This window comes from Aquabacterium sp., assembly GCF_049317225.1.
Taxonomy (GTDB): domain Bacteria; phylum Pseudomonadota; class Gammaproteobacteria; order Burkholderiales; family Burkholderiaceae_C; genus Aquabacterium.
Window position 1 is genome coordinate 24,421 of sequence record NZ_JBMOIR010000007.1, and the last position, 18,040, is coordinate 42,460.

The 18,040-nt window shown below is 59.5% G+C and carries 14 protein-coding genes; 5 read left to right on the forward strand and 9 right to left on the reverse strand.

Annotated features, from left to right (window positions below; genetic code table 11):
- Positions 1 to 27: 27 nt before the first annotated feature.
- Together mltB and ACOYNB_RS06855 are read left to right on the forward strand one after the other, a co-directional pair.
- A complete protein-coding gene (mltB, locus tag ACOYNB_RS06850; protein WP_422838372.1) occupies positions 28 to 1,191 on the forward strand; it encodes a lytic murein transglycosylase B in 1,164 nt (387 codons plus the stop codon).
- Positions 1,192 to 1,394: 203 nt separating this feature from the next.
- Positions 1,395 to 1,727, forward strand: a complete 333-nt coding sequence (locus tag ACOYNB_RS06855) for an H-NS family nucleoid-associated regulatory protein (RefSeq protein ID WP_422838373.1) — start codon at positions 1,395 to 1,397, stop codon at positions 1,725 to 1,727.
- Between the two features lie 64 nt (positions 1,728 to 1,791).
- Here the strand turns inward: ACOYNB_RS06855 and ACOYNB_RS06860 are convergent, their stop codons facing one another.
- Positions 1,792 to 4,563 carry a M16 family metallopeptidase gene (locus ACOYNB_RS06860; RefSeq protein ID WP_422838374.1) on the reverse strand — a complete coding sequence of 924 codons (2,772 nt, stop codon included), beginning with the start codon at positions 4,561 to 4,563 and terminating at the stop codon, positions 1,792 to 1,794.
- A 182-nt stretch (positions 4,564 to 4,745) separates the two neighbouring features.
- Here ACOYNB_RS06860 and ACOYNB_RS06865 point away from each other — a divergent pair, with 182 nt between their 5' ends.
- The 3 genes from ACOYNB_RS06865 to ACOYNB_RS06875 are packed head-to-tail and all read left to right on the forward strand — an operon-like array spanning position 4,746 to position 9,753.
- The gene (locus tag ACOYNB_RS06865) at positions 4,746 to 5,858 is read left to right on the forward strand and encodes an HlyD family secretion protein (RefSeq protein WP_422838375.1); all 1,113 of its coding nucleotides are present in this window, start codon (positions 4,746 to 4,748) and stop codon (positions 5,856 to 5,858) included.
- Positions 5,855 to 8,614, forward strand: a complete 2,760-nt coding sequence (rbbA, locus tag ACOYNB_RS06870) for a ribosome-associated ATPase/putative transporter RbbA (RefSeq protein ID WP_422838376.1) — start codon at positions 5,855 to 5,857, stop codon at positions 8,612 to 8,614. The genes ACOYNB_RS06865 and rbbA overlap by 4 nt, the downstream gene beginning before the upstream one ends.
- A complete protein-coding gene (locus ACOYNB_RS06875) occupies positions 8,611 to 9,753 on the forward strand; it encodes an ABC transporter permease (protein ID WP_422838377.1) in 1,143 nt (380 codons plus the stop codon). Before rbbA ends, ACOYNB_RS06875 begins: the two co-directional genes overlap by 4 nt.
- A gap of 5 nt (positions 9,754 to 9,758) precedes the next feature.
- Here the strand turns inward: ACOYNB_RS06875 and ACOYNB_RS06880 are convergent, their stop codons facing one another.
- From ACOYNB_RS06880 to ACOYNB_RS06915, 8 genes are all read right to left on the reverse strand, one after another.
- Positions 9,759 to 10,247, reverse strand: a complete 489-nt coding sequence (locus ACOYNB_RS06880; RefSeq protein WP_422838378.1) for a hypothetical protein — start codon at positions 10,245 to 10,247, stop codon at positions 9,759 to 9,761.
- Between the two features lie 101 nt (positions 10,248 to 10,348).
- Positions 10,349 to 11,893: a nitrogen regulation protein NR(I) gene (gene ntrC / locus ACOYNB_RS06885; protein WP_422838379.1), complete on the reverse strand. Its 1,545-nt coding sequence runs from the start codon at positions 11,891 to 11,893 to the stop codon at positions 10,349 to 10,351.
- Positions 11,894 to 11,944: 51 nt separating this feature from the next.
- Positions 11,945 to 13,030: a nitrogen regulation protein NR(II) gene (gene glnL / locus ACOYNB_RS06890; protein WP_422838380.1), complete on the reverse strand. Its 1,086-nt coding sequence runs from the start codon at positions 13,028 to 13,030 to the stop codon at positions 11,945 to 11,947.
- 67 nt (positions 13,031 to 13,097) lie between these two features.
- Positions 13,098 to 13,616 (reverse strand): hypothetical protein, encoded by a 519-nt coding sequence (locus ACOYNB_RS06895; protein ID WP_422838381.1) that lies wholly within the window; start codon positions 13,614 to 13,616, stop codon positions 13,098 to 13,100.
- Positions 13,617 to 13,784: 168 nt separating this feature from the next.
- On the reverse strand, positions 13,785 to 15,203 hold the full coding sequence (glnA, locus tag ACOYNB_RS06900; protein ID WP_420817544.1) for a type I glutamate--ammonia ligase: 1,419 nt from the start codon (positions 15,201 to 15,203) through the stop codon (positions 13,785 to 13,787).
- A gap of 203 nt (positions 15,204 to 15,406) precedes the next feature.
- Complete coding sequence (locus tag ACOYNB_RS06905) at positions 15,407 to 16,192, reverse strand: competence/damage-inducible protein A (protein WP_422838382.1); 786 nt, start codon at positions 16,190 to 16,192, stop codon at positions 15,407 to 15,409.
- On the reverse strand, positions 16,189 to 17,052 hold the full coding sequence (locus ACOYNB_RS06910) for an EI24 domain-containing protein (RefSeq protein ID WP_422838383.1): 864 nt from the start codon (positions 17,050 to 17,052) through the stop codon (positions 16,189 to 16,191). The genes ACOYNB_RS06905 and ACOYNB_RS06910 overlap by 4 nt, the downstream gene beginning before the upstream one ends.
- Positions 17,053 to 17,062: 10 nt before the next feature.
- Complete coding sequence (locus tag ACOYNB_RS06915) at positions 17,063 to 17,878, reverse strand: TIGR00266 family protein (protein WP_422838384.1); 816 nt, start codon at positions 17,876 to 17,878, stop codon at positions 17,063 to 17,065.
- Between the last annotated feature and the right edge of the window lie 162 nt (positions 17,879 to 18,040).

Here is an 18,040-nt window from a genome sequence, read left to right on the forward strand (position 1 = left end):
CATCGCGAGTCTTTCGAGTTCCGTCTCATGTTTCGTATTGTTCAGCGTGCAACCATGCGCGCCATCCTGGGCACTGCACTGGCCTGCCTGGTCCTGCATCAGTTAAGTGGCTGCTCGACCCCGCCAGTTCAGCAAGCGTCAGCCCCCACGGCATCCCCCCTGCCCGCCGTCCCGCCCCAGGCTTCGACCGACGCCCTTCAGCAGCCGCAGAGCAACCTGGCGCTCAACAACGCTGCACCAGCTGACAGCTACGCACGACGCAACGATGCACGTGAACTGGCCCAGGCACTCGCCGCAGAACATCAACTGGACCCTCAATGGGTTTGGGCCGCCCTGTCGGAAGCGCGCCTGAAAGAAAGCGTGGCCAAGTTGATGATGCCGCCGCCCGCAGCCACCGGCAAAAACTGGGCGCTTTATCGCAGCCGCTTTGTCGAACCCATCCGCATCAAAGCCGGCGTGACTTTTTGGCGCCAACACGCGACCACCTTGCAACGAGCCGAACAGATCTACGGTGTGCCGGCGCACATCATCGCGGGCGTCTTAGGCGTTGAAACCATTTATGGACGTCAGATGGGCAATTTCCGGGTACTTGATGCGCTGACCACCTTGAGCCTCGATTTTCCGAAGGGGCGCAGCGATCGCAGCGTCTTCTTCCGATCAGAGTTAGGGCAATTCTTGACCCTTTGCCACGAGCAAAATGTGGCACCAGCCAGCGTGCTGGGGTCTTACGCGGGCGCCATCGGCCTGCCTCAGTTCATGCCCAGCTCCATCCGGAAGTGGGGCGTAGACTTCGATGGCGACGGCAAGGTCGATTTGCGCAACAGCCCGGTCGATGCCATCGGCAGTGTTGCACATTACCTGGCCGAGCACGGATGGCGCGCCGAGTGGCCCAGCTATTTCGATATCACGCCGCCGGAAGACACCTGGGCGCTGAACAAACTGCTGGCGCCAGATATCCGCCCCAGCTTCTCTGCTGAAGATATGCAAGCACTGGGGGCAACTTTGGCCGAGCCAGCCTTGAATCACCCGGGCAAGTTGGCATTGGTGAAATTGGAGAACGGCGGCGCAACGGCCACATTGATCGCGGGCACCGCCAATTTCTATGCGATTACTCGATACAACCAGTCCAGCTATTACGCGCTCGCCGTCATCAAGCTGGGTGAGGCCGTCAAACGGGACGCGTCGCGCTAAATGTGGGCAAGGCCCGTTGCGCATGCAATATCACCGGTGTTAAATTGACCCAAATCACCTGATTTGCACGGTCAATTATTTCGTGTTTAGAATTCGTTCCCTGACCGAATGACTCATCATTCGGCTGTTATGCCTTAACGCTGCCGACCTGGCAGAAACGTGATAATTATTAAGCCCTCACAACCGGGCCTCAAAGGAACGCCATGAGCAATCTGCAAGAACTCCTCGCTCAACAATCTGCCCTTATCAAGCAAGCCGCCGAACTGGAAAAGCAAGTCGCTGAAGCCCGCCGTGCCGAGCGCGCCAACGTGATCGCCCAGATCAAGACACTGCTGGCTGAAAACGGTCTGACCGTGGCAGACCTGGGCGTGAAGGCTGGTGGCAAGACGGGTGGCAGCAGTGCTGCTGGTCAAAAGGTTGCCCCCAAGTACCGTAACGCCGCTACGGGCGAAACCTGGACCGGGCGCGGCCTGAAGCCAAAGTGGATTCAAGCCGCCATCGCTGCCGGCAAGACTCTGGAAGACTTTGCCATCTGATCGCTTTTGATCCAATCAAAAAACCGACGCACACTGCGTCGGTTTTTTTATGGCCGATCACCGGTCATTTGCTGGCTTTGAAATCCCCCGCCACGCCCATCACAAACTGATCCGGCTTCAAATAGCGGCGTAAAGCATCATTGACCTGTTGCACGGTCAGCTTCTCGAGCGCGGCATCCACTTGCGCCGAGAGTGCATAAGTTCTGTCAAGGAACAAGTTGTTCACCCAACCGGCAGCCAGCCTTGCATCCTGTGCACGACCCAATCTGCGGAAATTGAGCAAACCGCGCCGACCAGCCTCAAACTCCGCCTGAGTAAAACCTTTCTCCAAGGCCCGTTGTACCTCTTCTTTGAATGCCGCCAGCACTCGGTCTTTGTTTTGGGGCGCAAAGATGGCCCCCGCCGACCACACAGAATGCGCCTCGTGCGGATTCCACTGCACGGCGCTGAAAACGTTATAGGACAGGCCTTCCTTCTCACGGATGCGATTCCACAAGCGCGAATCCCCGCCAGAGCCCAACAGGTGATTGGCCAGCATGAGCGCCGGGTAATCCGGATCCTGGTCATTCAACGCCAAAGGCTGCACGACCGACAGGGTCGCATTTTGCTTGTCGGGCGTGATCAACTGGATCTGAGCGGGCGGTATCGACACGAGAGGCGAAGGGACTCGCTCATAGGCCGTTGCGCTGCGCCATGAACCAAACCTATCCTCCAGTACCTTTTGCGTTGCGGCACGGTCCACGTCACCCACGAGCGCCAACTGCCCGTGCTCACTTCCCAAAAATTGCTGGTGATAGGCCCGAACGCGATCAAGCTGGACGGCCTTCAGGTCGGCCTCAGACTCGTCAAATGTCTCGGCATAGCGAACATCCCCCTTGGGATACGGGTTGCCATGACGCGCCATGGCCTCCGCCAGCACGGCTTCTGGCTCCTTTCGCTGCTCGTCCAAGCCTGCCAGAGCCTGCCTTCGCACCTCTTCCAGCGCGTCAGCCGGGAATGCCGGGTGCTGCAACATGTCTGCCAGCAACGCCAGGACGGCAGTCACATGTGCTCGACGCGTGGCGAACTGGGCCGTGAGGGTGCCCGCCCCGGATGAGAAGGCCACCTCAGCTTGCAGCCCATCCAGTTTGTCTTGCACCTGCTGACGAGACAACGTGGTGGTTCCCTTGTCCAGTAGTGCCGCCATCATGCCGGGGACACTGCCCCAATTGGTCAAACTTTGGACATTGCCGAAGTGCAGGGTCAAAGCGCCCTTCACGGCTTCCCCCCGTGTCGGCTTGCTCAGCAATGCCACCTGCATGCCCGAAGACAACTTAAACCGCTCGGTCGAGGCGTCAATGTTGGCCGGGCTGGCATCAAATGCCGCAACCTTGCTCTGCGCACGCTGAGCTTGAAAGTCCTTCATGGCCTCCGACACATTCACGCGCGCCGGCGCATCTGCCCGCACAGGTGCAGCGGTCGGCACGTACTCCCCGGTCGTGCGATTGGATGCCAGCAAAACATGCTCAGCCACTCGTTGCACATCAGACAAGGCAATGGCTTTGACACGATCGCGGGTCAGGAAAAACAGCCGCCAATCACCCAGGGCCACGGCCTCGGACAAGGCCACCCCGACATGCTGAGGATCGGAGAAGCCTTGCTCCCAGGCATTGAGCCATTTGGCTTTGGCCCGATCCAGCTCTTCTGCCGTGATGGGTTGACGCGCGATCGACTCTGCCGCATCCAGCATGGCCTTCTTTGCGGCCTCGGCATCCTGCCCCGAACCCAGCTGCGCCCCCATCAGCAGGAAACCCGGATCGGCCAACCCTGGTGCAAACGCAAACACCGAGGCGGCCAATTGCTTTTCCGTCAACTGCTTATGCAAACGCCCTGATGGGGCATCACCCAAAATGATGGAGAGCAACTCCACCGCCGCAAAGTCGCGATGGGCGCCAGGCATCACGTGATAACCGGCATACAGAAGCGGTACGCCCCCAACGCGACGAAGGGTGACGCTGCGCTCACCATCCTGCACCGGGTCCAGCGTATACAAAGGTGGCAACGCCCGTTTGGGCTTGGGCAAGACACCAAAGTAGCGTTGCACCCAGGCAAGCACCTTGGACTCATCAAACTTGCCTGACACGATCAGGGTTGCGTTATCGGGCTGGTAATACCGTTTGTAAAAAGCCTGCAAGTGACTGATGTCGACACCCTCAACATCCGCTCGTGCACCAATGGTGGACTTGCCATAGTTGTGCCACTGGTACATGGCGGCCAAAGTCTTGTCCATCAAGATGCGATCAGGGCTGTTCTCGCCCATTTCCATCTCATTTCGGACCACCGTCATCTCACTATCAAGGTCCTTGCGCGCAATGAAACTGTTGACCATGGCATCGGCCTGCCACGCCAGATACCAGCGGAGGTTTTCCTCGTTGGCCGCGAAGCTCGCAAAGTAGTTGGTTCGGTCATACCAAGTGCTGCCATTGGCACTGAAACCGCGCTTGTTGAAGTCTGCCCACACCTGTGGATGCCGGGGCGTTCCCTTGAACAGCATGTGCTCCAACAAATGCGCCATGCCCGTTTCGCCATAACTTTCGTGGCGCGATCCCACGCGATAGGTCATGTTGACCGTTGTGGTGGGCTTGGCATCATCTGGAATCAACAGAACCTGCAAACCATTGGGCAAACGGTACTCGTGAATGCCCTCGACATCCGCGTGCATCGACAGCACTGTCGCGGCGACCTGCTGGGTGCGTAGTGGACCGCCCGAGGGCGTTGCCGCCCAGACCGGCACACAAAACGCCGAAACCACCAAAAACGAGACAACGGAGCGAGAGAAACGTTGAGATGAACGCATGAATGACTCAGTAGGTTCCACGGCACACGCTGCCATCATCGGGCAGCAACCGATCGGATTGAGTGTCTGGCGCAACAAAAAAGGTTCCCTATTACGCCTGCGGCTTTACCTTGATCAACGCACAGGTACCCGCATGAGCAACGTGGTACAAACACTAAGACGCTGTTGTGACCAAGGACGCCATGAGCACACCCACTCCAACCACAGGTTTTCAGACTCGCCGGACTTTGGTGTGGGGGCTCTGCGCCGCTGTAGCCATCGGGGCTGTCGTGGGCTGGAACAAGCTGAAGCCGCAAGGTCTGCCCAGCAGCATCAGCAGTGGCAACGGTCGATTGGAAGCCACGGACATTGACGTGGCAACCAAATCTGGTGGCCGCATCAAAGCCATCTTGGTCAAAGAAGGTGATGACGTACAGCAAGATCAGGTTGTCGCCATCATGGACACGGCCACGCTGGATGCGGACCTGGTTCGGGCTCAAGCACAGACACGACAAGCGCAGCAGGCACGCCATACGGTGGACGCCTTGCTAGCGCAAAGGCATCAAGCTGTGAGCACAGCCTCTGCCCTGGTCGCTCAACGCCAAGCCGAACTGGCGCTGGCCCAAAAGCAGTATCAGCGCACCGATGAACTGGTCATCAAAGGCTTCCTCCCTCCCCAAAAACTGGACGAAGCACAGGCCCAACTTCAAAGCGTGAGGGCAGGCCTCAGCGCAGCGCAGTCTCAGGTGGCAGAAGCTCGGGCCGCGATCACGGCGACGGAATCGCAACGCATTGAGGCGCAATCCGCCATTGAGACCGCTGAAGCGTCTGTCAAGCGGATTCAGGCTGACATCAGCGACGCGACGCTGCACTCACCCCGATCCGGACGGGTGCAATTGCGTGCCGCACAACCTGGCGAAGTGCTGGGCGGTGGCGGCCGGGTGCTGTCGTTGGTGGATCTCAGCGACGTCTACATGACCTTCTTCCTCCCCGAAGCGTCCGCTGGCCGGGTTGCGATCGGCGCCGAGGCCCGACTGGTGCTGGACGCGGCCCCTCAGTTCGTGATTCCTGCCAAGGTGTCTTACGTGGCCGATGTCGCGCAATTCACGCCCAAAACGGTTGAAACCACCGCAGAACGACAAAAGCTGGTCTTCAAAGTTCGCGCTCAGGTTGACGCGGCGCTGCTCGCCAAATACCGCAGTCATGTGAAGACCGGCATGCCCGGCATGGCATACGTCAAAACAGACGCCGCCGCGACTTGGCCCGACAAGCTGCAAGTGAAGCTGCCGGCATCCCCAGCAGCCTCTCAGCCGTGACAACCTCGGTCATCCACATCCGTTCGCTGAGTCACCGCTACAAGCGCGTGACGGCGCTGGATGACGTCTCGCTGGACATTCCCCAGGGCGGCATGATCGGGCTCATTGGGCCCGACGGCGTAGGCAAGTCCACCCTGCTGGCATTGATCTCTGGGGCAAGGCGCCTCCAGACTGGGCAACTGGACGTCCTGGGAGGAGACATGCGATCGGCAGCGCATCGAAGGCTGGTCTGCCCTCGCATTGCCTACATGCCCCAAGGACTGGGCAAGAACCTCTACGCCACACTGTCCGTCTGGGAAAACGTCGATTTCTTTGGCCGTTTGTTCGGCCACAGCGAAGCGGAACGTCGACAGCGTATCGCCGAGTTGTTGCACAGCACCGGGCTGTCCCGCTTTGCCGATCGCCCGGCAGGCAAACTCTCCGGCGGCATGAAGCAAAAGCTGGGGTTGTGCTGTGCACTCATCCACGACCCTGACTTGTTGATTCTGGATGAGCCCACCACCGGCGTAGATCCGCTGTCACGCCGCCAGTTCTGGGAACTGATCGACCATATCCGCACCCGACGCCCGGGCATGAGCGTGCTGGTCGCAACCGCCTACATGGAAGAAGCCGAGCGGTTCGAGCATCTGGTGGCCATGGATGATGGACGTGTGCTGGCCACCGGAAGCCCGCAGATGCTCCGCCAGCAAACGGGCTGCGACACATTGGAAGCCGCTTTCATCGCGCTCTTGCCCGAACAACGCCGCACCGGACACCAGGCACTGGTCGTACCGCCACGCACGACCGGGTATGACGTCATTGCCATCGAGGCCCAAGATCTGACCTGCAGGTTTGGTGACTTCACGGCGGTCGATCACGTCAACCTGTCCATCCAGCGTGGCGAGATCTTCGGCTTTCTGGGCTCCAACGGTTGCGGCAAGACCACCACCATGAAGATGTTGACCGGTTTGCTGCCCCCGACGGAAGGGCAAGCCTCGCTGTTCGGCAGCCCAGTCGATGCACAAGACCTGAGCGTGCGCAGACGCGTGGGCTACATGTCGCAAGGCTTCTCGCTGTACGGCGAACTCACCGTGCGGCAAAACCTGGAATTGCACGCCAAGATTTTCCACGTGGCTGCCGAGCGCATTCCGGCGCGTGTGCACGACATGCTTCAGCGCTTCGACCTGCTCGGTGTCGAAAACGAACTGCCCGACAAACTGCCTCTGGGTGTGAGACAACGCCTGTCGCTGGCCGTGGCCGTCGTGCATGGCCCCGACATGCTGATCCTCGACGAACCCACCTCGGGCGTGGATCCGATTGCGCGTGACCGGTTCTGGGAGTTGATGATCGAGCTGTCACGCAAAGACGGCGTGACCCTGTTCATCTCGACGCACTTCATGAACGAGGCACAGCGTTGTGACCGCATCTCGCTGATGCACGCAGGCCGGGTGCTCGACAGCGACACCCCGGATCGCCTGATGCAACGCCATGGCCACACCAGCTTGGAAGACACCTTCATTGCCCTATTGGAAGCGGCGCAGCAAGACAGCGACGCGCCCCCCTTTGTACCCACCACCACACCAGAGGACGTAGCGGAAACTCGTTCCCCCGCCACACCCAGCGCGCCCCTGCCTTCGCCTCGCCAGGTCCATTCGCGCTTCAGTTGGTCGCGCCTGCTCAGCTACGCACACCGTGAATCGCTGGAATTGCGGCGCGACCCCATCCGCCTGACGCTGGCCCTGATCGGAACGGCCCTGCTCATGATCATCATGGGCTATGGCATCAGCATGGACGTTCAAGACCTGCGCTTTGCCGTGCTCGACCGCGACCAAAGCAGCGTCAGCCGAGACTATGTGCTCAACATCTCAGGCTCACCGTACTTCCTTGAGCAAGCCCCCATCCAGAGCGAAGCCGAGATGGACCGCCGACTGCGCAATGGCGACGTCAGCGTGGCACTGGAAATCCCCCCCAACTTCGCGGCCGACCTGCGCCGCGGCCGCCCGACCACCATTGGCGTATGGGTCGATGGCGCCATGCCTCAGCGCGCGGAGACCATCTCCGGCTACATCCAGGGCTTGCACGCCACGTACCTGCAAGAGCAATTCACCCGGCTTGGTATGAGCACCCCATCCCCTGCCACGGTGGAAATCCGTTACCGCTACAACCCGGACGTCAAAAGCCTGAACGCCATGGTGCCCGCAGTGATCCCCATCCTGCTGATCTTCATCCCCGCCATGCTCACGGCCCTGGGCGTGGTGCGTGAAAAGGAGTTGGGCTCCATCATCAACCTGTATGTCACGCCGGTCACCAAGCTGGAGTTTCTGCTCGGCAAGCAGTTGCCCTACATCGGCACGGCCATGATCAACTATGCGTTGATGACCGTGATGGCCATCTGGCTGTTTGGCGTCCCCCTCAAAGGCAGCTTCCTGACGCTCACGCTGGGCGCCCTGGCCTACTCGGCGGCATCGACGGCGCTGGGGTTGCTGATGTCTACCTTCGTGTCCAGCCAGATTGCGGCCATCTTCGGCACCTCGCTGGCCACCATGCTGCCAGCCATTCAGTTCTCGGGGATCATCAACCCGGTGTCCTCGCTCGAAGGGCCTGCCTCCCTGATTGGCCGCATCTACCCCACCGGCCCCTTCCTGCTCATCAGCCGAGGCACCTACTCCAAAGCCCTGGGCATGAACGACCTGTGGCCCTACTTCATCCCGTTGCTGCTCATCATTCCGGTGCTGACCATGCTGTGTGTGATTCTTCTGAAAAAGCAAGACACATGAAGCGCCACAGCCTCCCCTCCATCAGCCAGGTCTGGACGCTGGGCATCAAGGAATTGCGCAGTTTGTGGCGTGACCGTCTGCTGCTGCTCTTCGTCATCTGGGCGTTTTCGGGGGCGCTGTACACCGCCGCCAAAGGTGCCCCCGACCGCCTGCACCGTGCGCCCATTGCTGTGGTGGACGAAGACCAGTCCATGCTGTCGCAGCGGATCGTCAGCGCCTTCTACCCCCCTACGTTCAAACTGCCAGACGCCATCAGCCTAACCGACGTCGACCCGGCCATGGATGCCGGGCGCTACACCTTCGTGATGGACATCCCGCCGGACTTCCAGCGCGATGTACTGGCCGGAAAGTCACCTGCCATCCAGCTGAACGTCGATGCAACACAACTCAGCCAGGCCTTTCTGGGATCGGGCTACGTGCAAAGCATGGCACTGGGCGAGGTCAACGAATTTCTGCAGCGAGAACGCGTCAACACCACGATGCCCATCGAATTGGCGATGCGCATGCGCTTCAACCCATCGCTGGACAACACCTGGTTCATGGGCGTGATGGAGTTGATCAACAACGTCACCATGCTCTCCATCGTGTTGACGGGGGCAGCGCTGATCCGTGAACGTGAGCACGGCACCATCGAACACTTGCTGGTGCTGCCCCTCAAACCCTCGGAGATCATGCTGGCCAAGATCTGGTCCATGGGGGCTGTGGTGATGTTGGCCACCGCACTGGCCTTGCAATTTGTGTTGCGAGACGCCCTGGCCATGCCGGTAACAGGCTCGGTCAGCCTGTTTCTGACCGGGTGTGCGCTGCATCTGTTTGCCACCACATCCATGGGCATCTACATGGGCACCGTGGCGCGCTCCATGCCGCAACTGGGGCTGCTGATGATTCTGGTTTTGCTGCCCCTGAACATCCTGTCAGGCGGCATGACCCCGCGCGAAAGCATGCCCGACATCGTGCGCTGGGTGATGAACGCCGCGCCCACCACACACTTTGTGAGCTTTGCTCAGGCCATCCTCTACCGAGGTGCCGACCTGAGCATCGTGTGGCCACAATTTGCGGCCATTGCCGTCATTGGCGCGGTGTTTTATACCGGTGCGCTGCGGCACTTCCGTACCGCCGTCAACACCATGCAAGCCTGATCACATCAGGGCTTGGTCACTTTCGGTGCCAACATCACACGGGTCTTGCCGCCGGTGGTCACCAAAATGACGGCATCACCCGGGTTGAAGGTTTCATTGCCCTTGGCCTGAACGATGGCTCGGCGCTCACCATTGGACAGTTGCAGCAGGATTTCAACCGCATCTTCGCGGGTGCCGAAACGCTCCACGGCATTCCCCACCACGGCACCGACCACTGCACCGGCCACACCTGCCATGGCTGAGCCGCGGCTGTTACCCGTCGAACCGGCCCCGGCGATGCCACCGATGACCGCACCCGTGGCACCACCAGCACCGCTCTGGCTACCTTCGACCACCACAGGACGCACGTTCAGCACCACCGCATCCTGAACTTGGGACATGCGCTGTGCATCACCCGGCTTGATGACGTCAGGACTGGTGGTTGAGCACGCCGCCAACACACACAAAGACAGGACGGTCAGCCCCTTGGCTGCCAGTTGCATCGCTTGCTTCATTCTCGAAAACCTCTTGCTTAAGGCTCACCACCACCTCACCCATGAAGTGGTGGCTGTCATCTTTGACACTTTAGCCCAGAGCCAAGTTCCCTGAAGCGCTTTTACTCATCTATACCGAGTTCCTGGATCTTGCGTGTAATCGTGTTGCGGCCAATGCCCAGCTTCTGAGCCGCTTCGATGCGACGCCCACGCGTCAAATCCAGTGCTGTGTGAATCAGGCTGGCTTCGAACTGTCGAGTCAGCGCGTCCCACACATCCGTCTGCCCGGCTTCCAGTCGGCTGCGAGCCTCACGCTCCAGGTCCTGCAACCAAGAGGCCGACGCCCCATCCGCAACGACGGATGTTGTCGACGCATCATGCTGCGCACCACTCAAACCTGCAAAGACAGGTTGTGAAACGGGTGCGGAGACGTCTGGGGCATGCGCCGGCTCGGGCTCAGTATGGGCGACCACAGGCGCCGCCTCTGGTGCAGCGTAGGAAGTCGCCGCCACCTTGCCCTCCAGCAGTTCAGGCGGCAAGTCCTTGCTCTCGATCACCTGCGCAGGCGCCATCACGGTCAGCCAGTGGCAGATGTTTTCAAGCTGGCGAACGTTGCCAGGGAAGTCAAACATGGTCAACTTGGCCAACGCTGGATCCGAAATCCGCTTGGCCTCCACCCCCAACTCCTTGGCACTCTTCTGCAAGAAGAACTTGGCCAGGGTCGGAATGTCTTCACGGCGCTCGCGCAACGGTGGCAAGCGCAGACGGATCACGTTCAAGCGGTGGAACAAGTCCTCACGGAAGCCACCCAAACGCACCCGCTCTTCCAGATTCTGGTGCGTCGCGGCAATAACGCGCACATTGCTCTTGATGGGGTGATGACCGCCGACCCGATAGAACTGCCCATCGCTGAGCACACGCAGCAAGCGCGTCTGCAAATCGAACGGCATGTCGCCAATTTCATCGAGGAACAAGGTGCCGCCATCGGCCTGCTCAAAGCGTCCCCGTCGCATGGTCTGCGCACCCGTGAACGCCCCGCGCTCGTGACCAAACAACTCCGATTCCAGCAGATCCTTGGGAATCGCCGCCGTGTTGATCGCCACAAACGGGCCATTGCCTCGCGGGCTGTGCTTGTGCAGTGCGCGTGCCACCAACTCCTTGCCAGCCCCCGACTCACCAGTGATCAAGACCGTGACGTTACTCTGGCTCAGGCGCCCGATGGCGCGGAACACGTCCTGCATGGCAGGCGCCTGCCCCAACATCTCGGGCATCTGCGTCACGCGCTCGTCGTTGACCTCCTCGCGCACGCTCTCTTCGACCGCACGGCGGATCAACTCGACCGCCTTGGGCAAATCGAATGGCTTGGGCAGGTATTCGAACGCGCCGCCCTGGAAGGCCGACACGGCGCTGTCCAAGTCAGAGTACGCCGTCATGATGATGACGGGCAAACCAGGCAGGCGCGCCTTGACCTTGCTGAGCAAGTCAATGCCGGAGCCACCGGGCATGCGAATGTCGGAAACAAGCACCTGAGGCTCGTCTTCATCCAACGCCGCCAGCACATCGCGGGGATTGGTGAAGCTGCGAACCGGCAGGTTCTCACGTGCCAGTGCCTTCTCAAGCACAAAGCGGATGGATTGGTCGTCGTCAACGATCCAGATGGGTTTCATGCTGGCCTACTGTGTGTGGCACCCATCCGCCTGCGCCGCGCGACCTCGCCTTCACAGCAGGGGCAACAAGATCCTGAAGACCGTCCGCCCCGGTTCGCTTTCGCATTCGATGGTGCCTTGGTGCTGTTGAACGAAAGTTTGCGCCAAAGTCAGACCCAGACCAGAGCCACCGTCCCGCCCCGACACCAGCGGGTAAAAAATGCGATCACGGATGGACTCCGGGATTCCCGGGCCGTTGTCCTCAATATGCAAGACCAGTGCCAACCTGTGCAGTTGCCGGTTGATCGTGACGCGCCGGGCCACCCGAGTTCGGAAAATCAACAAGGCGTCGCCCGACGCCATGCGATCGACCAAGGCCTGCGCCGCGTTGTGCGCGATGTTCAACACCGTCTGAATCAACTGCTCACGATCACCCCGGAAATCCGGCAGCGACGTGTCGTAGTCACGCTGGACACGAATGCCTTTGGGAAACTCCGCCAGGATCAGCGAGCGCACACGCTCACACACCTCGTGGATGTTCACATCACTGACCACATGCGGCCGTCGATGTGGCGCCAGCAGACGATCCACCAGCAACTGCAACCGATCCGCTTCATGGATGATGACCTGGGTATATTCAGTCAGACTGGGCGACTCCAAGTCCATTTCCAGCAACTGCGCCGCACCACGAATCCCCCCCAGAGGGTTCTTGATCTCGTGGGCCAAGTTGCGAATCAATTCCTTGTTGGCCTGCGCCTGGTCGAGCACACGCTCTTCGCGCTCCTGACGGGTCTGTTGTTCGACTTCGACCAACTCCACCAAGATCAGATCACCGTGATTCAAATGTGTCACGATGACCTGAACCGGCAAGGGGTCGCCCGCCGTCACATGGGGGTGCCGCTTCAACTCAGCATGCACACGGCTTGTGGCGTAAGCCTTTTGCATCACACCCGCCACAACGTCTCGCATGGTGGGTTGATCCACAAACCAGTCATACAAGGACACCCCCTGCACTGACCGGCGAGAGGCGCCAACAACCTCTTCAAATGCTGCATTGGCGAAGCGGCAACGACCCACTTCGTCCACCACCAGCACCATGGTGCCCAAGTAATCGAACGCGTCGATGCCCGGCGGCAAGCCATCGCGGCCATCACTCATCTCTATTTCTGCGTTCGAAGCTTTCACAGCGCTCATATTGGGTACTACCTGTGTCGCGAGTGTGAAATCAAGGGGCCACACCAAACTTCGCCAACTCTCGCTTCAAGGCTGCCACATCGGCTTCCTTGCGTGTCACGGATGCCTTCATGGCTTCCACTCGCTCTTGGTATTTTTGATAGTTGCGCTCATCGCCCTTGCGCTCGGGTTGTCCGTTGTTGTATTCCTTCTTGAGAGCAGCCAAGGCTTCCTCTTCCTTGCGCAACTCAGCTTCCAGAATACGACGAGCATCGGCGTCACGCGCCTTCTGATCTTCCGACTGCACCTTGGATTCGCTGCCAGCACCGGAGGTCTTTGCAGGCGCCGCCCCACGCGGAACGACCGACTGAATCACCGTGATGGGTGCACCATCCAATGTCTTGCAGCCTTTCGCCGAGGCCTCTTTGGGAGACAGGGCATCGGTATACAGGTTGCCAGGACAACGGTACACCTGCTTGTCTTGTTGCGCATGAACAGGCACAACAACCAAAGAAGCCAGTGCGCACACGGCTTGAATACCCCAACGAAGAGACTTCTTCGACGACTTCATTTTGATGCGTTCCTGTACTGCACGGATGCAGCGTCTACTGACGGTTTTGGCAGTATGCCCCACCCCTTGCAGGCACATGAGGCGAGAAACAAACGACAACAAAAAAAGGGCGACTCGCGTCGCCCTTTTGTGAGTTCGAATGAACCCGATCCGAAATCCCAAGAAGGATTACAGAGCGTAGTACATGTCGAATTCGACGGGGTGAGTCGCCATACGGAAGCGAGTCACTTCTTGCATCTTCAGATCGATGTAAGCGTCGATGTATTCGTTGGTGAACACACCACCCTTGGTCAGGAACGCACGGTCCTTGTCCAGGTATTCCAGAGCCTGATCCAGGCTGTGGCAGACGGTTGGCACCAGCGCATCTTCCTCGGGAGGCAGATGGTACAGGTCCTTCGTAGCGGCTTCGCCCGGATGGATCTTGTTTTCCACGCCGTCCAGACCAGCCATCATCAGTGCAGCGAAGGCCAGGTAGGGGTTAGCGGAAGGATCGGGGAAGCGAGCTTCGATACGGCGGCCCTTGGGGTTAGCCACGTAAGGAATACGGATCGAGGCCGAGCGGTTCTTGGCCGAGTAAGCCAGCTTCACAGGGGCTTCGAAGCCAGGCACCAGACGCTTGTACGAGTTCGTACCAGGGTTGGTGATGGCATTCAGAGCACGAGCGTGCTTGATGATACCGCCGATGTAGTACAGAGCGAATTCGCTCAGACCAGCATAGCCGTCGCCAGCGAACAGGTTCTTGCCGTCCTTCCAGATGGACTGGTGAACGTGCATGCCGGAACCGTTGTCACCCACGATAGGCTTAGGCATGAAGGTCGCAGTCTTGCCGTAAGCGTGAGCCACGTTGGTGATCACGTACTTTTGCAGCTGCAGCCAGTCAGCGCGCTCGGTCAGCGTGCTGAACTTGGTGCCGATTTCCATTTGACCAGCGTTGGCCACTTCGTGGTGGTGCACTTCAACTGGAATGCCCAGGCTTTCCAGGATCAGGCACATTTCCGAGCGCATGTCTTGGCCGGAATCAACGGGAGGAACGGGGAAGTAGCCACCCTTGACGGTAGGACGGTAACCGGAGTTGCCGTGCTCGTACTTGGTGCCCGTGTTCCAAGCGCCTTCTTCAGAGTCGATCTTGAAGAAGCTGCCCGACATTTCGTTGCCCCAACGGACCGAGTCGAACACGAAGAATTCGGGCTCTGGACCGAAGTAAGCGGTGTCACCCAGACCGGAAGCCTTCAGGTAGGCTTCAGCGCGCTTGGCCAGCGAGCGAGGATCGCGCTCGTAAGGCTTGCCGTCATGGGGATCGATGACATCGCAAGTCAGGATCAGGGTCGGCTCTTCGAAGAAGGGGTCGATGTTGGCGGTATTGGGATCCGGCATCAGCAGCATGTCGGATGCTTCGATACCCTTCCAGCCTGCGATGGACGAACCGTCGAAGGCGTGGCCCGAAGTGAACTTGTCTTCGTCGAAGTGGGAAACGGGCACGGAAACGTGCTGCTCTTTGCCACGGGTGTCGGTGAAGCGGAAATCAACGAACTTGACTTCGTTGTCCTTCACCAGCTTCATCACGTCGGCGACGGTCTTGTTGGCCATCAGTTGCTCCTAGCCAGAGGCTTAATGGTGTAAGTGCAAAAAAATGTCTGTTTCCAGATCAGAAACAGCCGACAGTTTACTAGCAGAAAGCGTGCCGCCTACCGATGTCAGGTCAATGTCGCTGCAGGAAACCGAAATAAAGACATTCAAACACCCGCCCGCACAACAATGGTGCACAAAAAGCTTAACAAAATAATGCGCACTTACTTGGTGCGTATGCTTGCACCAATTTTGTTCAACCCTTCGATGAGTGCGGCAAAGGCGTGCTCGACGTCGCCCGCGGCACCTTTGACGCCCAAGTCGATGTGTCGGCCAAGCTCCGGGTGATCCACACTGGGCAGGCTGAAGACCTTCACTGGTGCGTAGCGAGCCTCAATCTCGAGCATCAATGGCGTCAGGTGAGACTCCATGGCACCTTGAACGATCACAGAGCGCTCTTCCAATCGACCTTGGCCGTGTAACGCTGCATGCCAGTGATCCAACACCCAGGCCATCATGGGCCAAGCCATCACCGGGAAGCCAGGAAGAAAGTGAACCCGCCCAGCCAAGCTGAAGCCCGGAATCTGGTTGTAGGGGTTGGGAATGATGTCGGCGCCAACCGGTATCACCCCCATCTCCAGACGACGCAATGTGTCTGCGGAGGCCGGATCAAATTCAACGCCCTCTTCTCGGGCGATGGCTTGGCAACGACCAAGAATCAGTTCCTTGGCTTGCGGATGCAACGCCAGTTCGACGCCAGCGGCACGTCCGGCGCATGCGCGCGTGTGGTCATCGGGTGTCGCCCCGATGCCGCCGAACGAAAACACCACATCGCCACTATTGAGTGCTGCGCTCAACTCCGCCGTGATGCGATCCGGGTCGTCCCCGACATACCTTGCCCAACTCAAGGCCATCCCACGCTCGGACAACAATTCGATGGCCTTCACGAGATGCTTGTCCTGACGACGTCCACTGAGGATTTCATCGCCAATGATGATGAGTCCAATCATGTCTCCACCTTCGAATAATCAAGATCCAGGCGCACACCCGACACCACGCCGCCATCGCGACGAACAACATCCAGCGCCGACAACAAATAGTGAGCAAACCAGGCCGCACCCAACGCAAAGACCAAGGTGTAGAGCCAAATAGAGATCAGCATCAGGATCGGTGCGAACACCACAGCCAATGCCCCAATGGCCCACAGCGCACCAGGCACTGCCCCCAACGCACCACATGCCACCCCAATGACCAGCAACACGCGACGGTGCTCCGCGAGGATTTGCTGCCGCTCACTGTCTGCAGCCCAGTCTGCCAGAACATCAAATGCCATCACCCGGTAGGTCAGCCACCCCCATATCAACGGCGGCAACAGCACGGCGATCATCGGGACAAACCAAAGTGGCAGCGTGAGCACCAGCGCGAAACAGGCGATCAGCGTGGCCTTGGCAGACCAGAGCACGCTTTGCCAGACCGTCACCGCGTGCTGCGCTTGCAGGTGAGGAAACCGTCGATCCCGCACCAAGGCTGTGATCGCGGGGACCATGAAGGCCGATACCAGCAACATGCACACCATGACCACTACCGGGACTGCCACCAGCACCAACACCATGGGCGCCACAACGGACCTCAAGTGGGTCCACCCCATGGCGTCCAACCACGACAAAAGGTGCGCAGACAGGGACCAGTGATCCAGCAAGGCACGCACACCCGCGACGGCATCCGTCCATCCCCACCAGACCAAGCCCCCCAACACGCCCGCAGCCAGCAACAACGGCATCAGGGAGAGCAGCATCACCCTCGGCAACAGACAATAGGCCAGCGCACGCCAAAACGACGACACCAACAAAGCCAATGGGCTCGCGATCATCACGTCTCGCTTATTCGTCGTCAGCGCCCAGGAAACCACCCAACAGCGAACCGCCGGCCACACCGCTCATGAGCGAACTCTCGTCACGCGAGCGCCCACCCGCCTGAGGTGCCGCAGCGAAAATACGAGACGCCATTCTGGAAAACGGCAGACTTTGTAACCACACCTGTCCCGGCCCGCTCAGACGAGCCAGGAACAAGCCCTCGCCGCCAAACAGCGCCGTTTTGATCTTGCCTACATACTGGATATCGAAATCGACACCCGCGGTGTAAGCCACCACGCACCCGGTGTCCACCAGCAAGGTTTCACCTGCCTGCAACTCGCGGCGCACAACCGTGCCGCCGGCATGCACGAAGGCCAACCCGTCGCCTTCCAGCTTCTGCATGATGAAGCCTTCACCGCCGAAAAAGCCTGTCCCCAGCTTGCGCTGAAATGCAATCCCGAGGGAAACCCCGCGCGCCGCGCACAAGAATGAGTCTTTCTGACAAATCAACGTCCCACCCAGTTTGCTGAGTTCCATCGGAAGGAGCTTGCCCGGATACGGGGCAGCAAACGCAACACGCTTCTTGCCCGAACCTTGATTTGTGTAAATGGTCGTGAAAAGACTCTCGCCCGTAATCAACCGCTTGCCCGCCCCCAGCAACTTGCCAAACAAGCCGCCCTCCTGGCGCGAACCATCGCCAAATACCGTGTCCATTTCGATGCCGGACTCCATGAACATCATCGAACCCGCCTCGCCGATGGCCGCCTCGCCGGGATCTAGCTCGACCTCCACAAACTGCATCTCGGAGCCTTTGATTTCGTAGTCCACCACGTCCATGGCCATGATCTGTTTCCTTCTGAAGAGTGATGCAGTTACTCACTCAACCAGCCGCCACACAACGCCAGTCGATTGAATACACCGCGAGATTCGATCAAAGGCATTGTGGACGAGTTCCCCTGCGCATGGCCCACCACACGCCAGAAACCCAAGCGCGTCAGCGACAAT

Excerpts from the sequence above, each read along its gene's own strand:
- ntrC (WP_422838379.1), bottom strand. The coding sequence starts at position 11,893 with ATGAAACCCATCTGGATCGTTGACGACGACCAATCCATCCGCTTTGTG.
- ACOYNB_RS06905 (WP_422838382.1), bottom strand. The coding sequence starts at position 16,192 with ATGATTGGACTCATCATCATTGGCGATGAAATCCTCAGTGGACGTCGT.
- glnL (WP_422838380.1), bottom strand. The coding sequence starts at position 13,030 with ATGAGTGATGGCCGCGATGGCTTGCCGCCGGGCATCGACGCGTTCGAT.
- ACOYNB_RS06855 (WP_422838373.1), top strand. The coding sequence starts at position 1,395 with ATGAGCAATCTGCAAGAACTCCTCGCTCAACAATCTGCCCTTATCAAG.
- ACOYNB_RS06875 (WP_422838377.1), top strand. The coding sequence starts at position 8,611 with ATGAAGCGCCACAGCCTCCCCTCCATCAGCCAGGTCTGGACGCTGGGC.
- ACOYNB_RS06860 (WP_422838374.1), bottom strand. The coding sequence starts at position 4,563 with ATGCGTTCATCTCAACGTTTCTCTCGCTCCGTTGTCTCGTTTTTGGTG.
- glnA (WP_420817544.1), bottom strand. The coding sequence starts at position 15,203 with ATGGCCAACAAGACCGTCGCCGACGTGATGAAGCTGGTGAAGGACAAC.
- ACOYNB_RS06915 (WP_422838384.1), bottom strand. The coding sequence starts at position 17,878 with ATGGCCATGGACGTGGTGGACTACGAAATCAAAGGCTCCGAGATGCAG.
- ACOYNB_RS06880 (WP_422838378.1), bottom strand. The coding sequence starts at position 10,247 with ATGAAGCAAGCGATGCAACTGGCAGCCAAGGGGCTGACCGTCCTGTCT.
- ACOYNB_RS06865 (WP_422838375.1), top strand. The coding sequence starts at position 4,746 with ATGAGCACACCCACTCCAACCACAGGTTTTCAGACTCGCCGGACTTTG.
- ACOYNB_RS06895 (WP_422838381.1), bottom strand. The coding sequence starts at position 13,616 with ATGAAGTCGTCGAAGAAGTCTCTTCGTTGGGGTATTCAAGCCGTGTGC.
- ACOYNB_RS06910 (WP_422838383.1), bottom strand. The coding sequence starts at position 17,052 with ATGATCGCGAGCCCATTGGCTTTGTTGGTGTCGTCGTTTTGGCGTGCG.
- mltB (WP_422838372.1), top strand. The coding sequence starts at position 28 with ATGTTTCGTATTGTTCAGCGTGCAACCATGCGCGCCATCCTGGGCACT.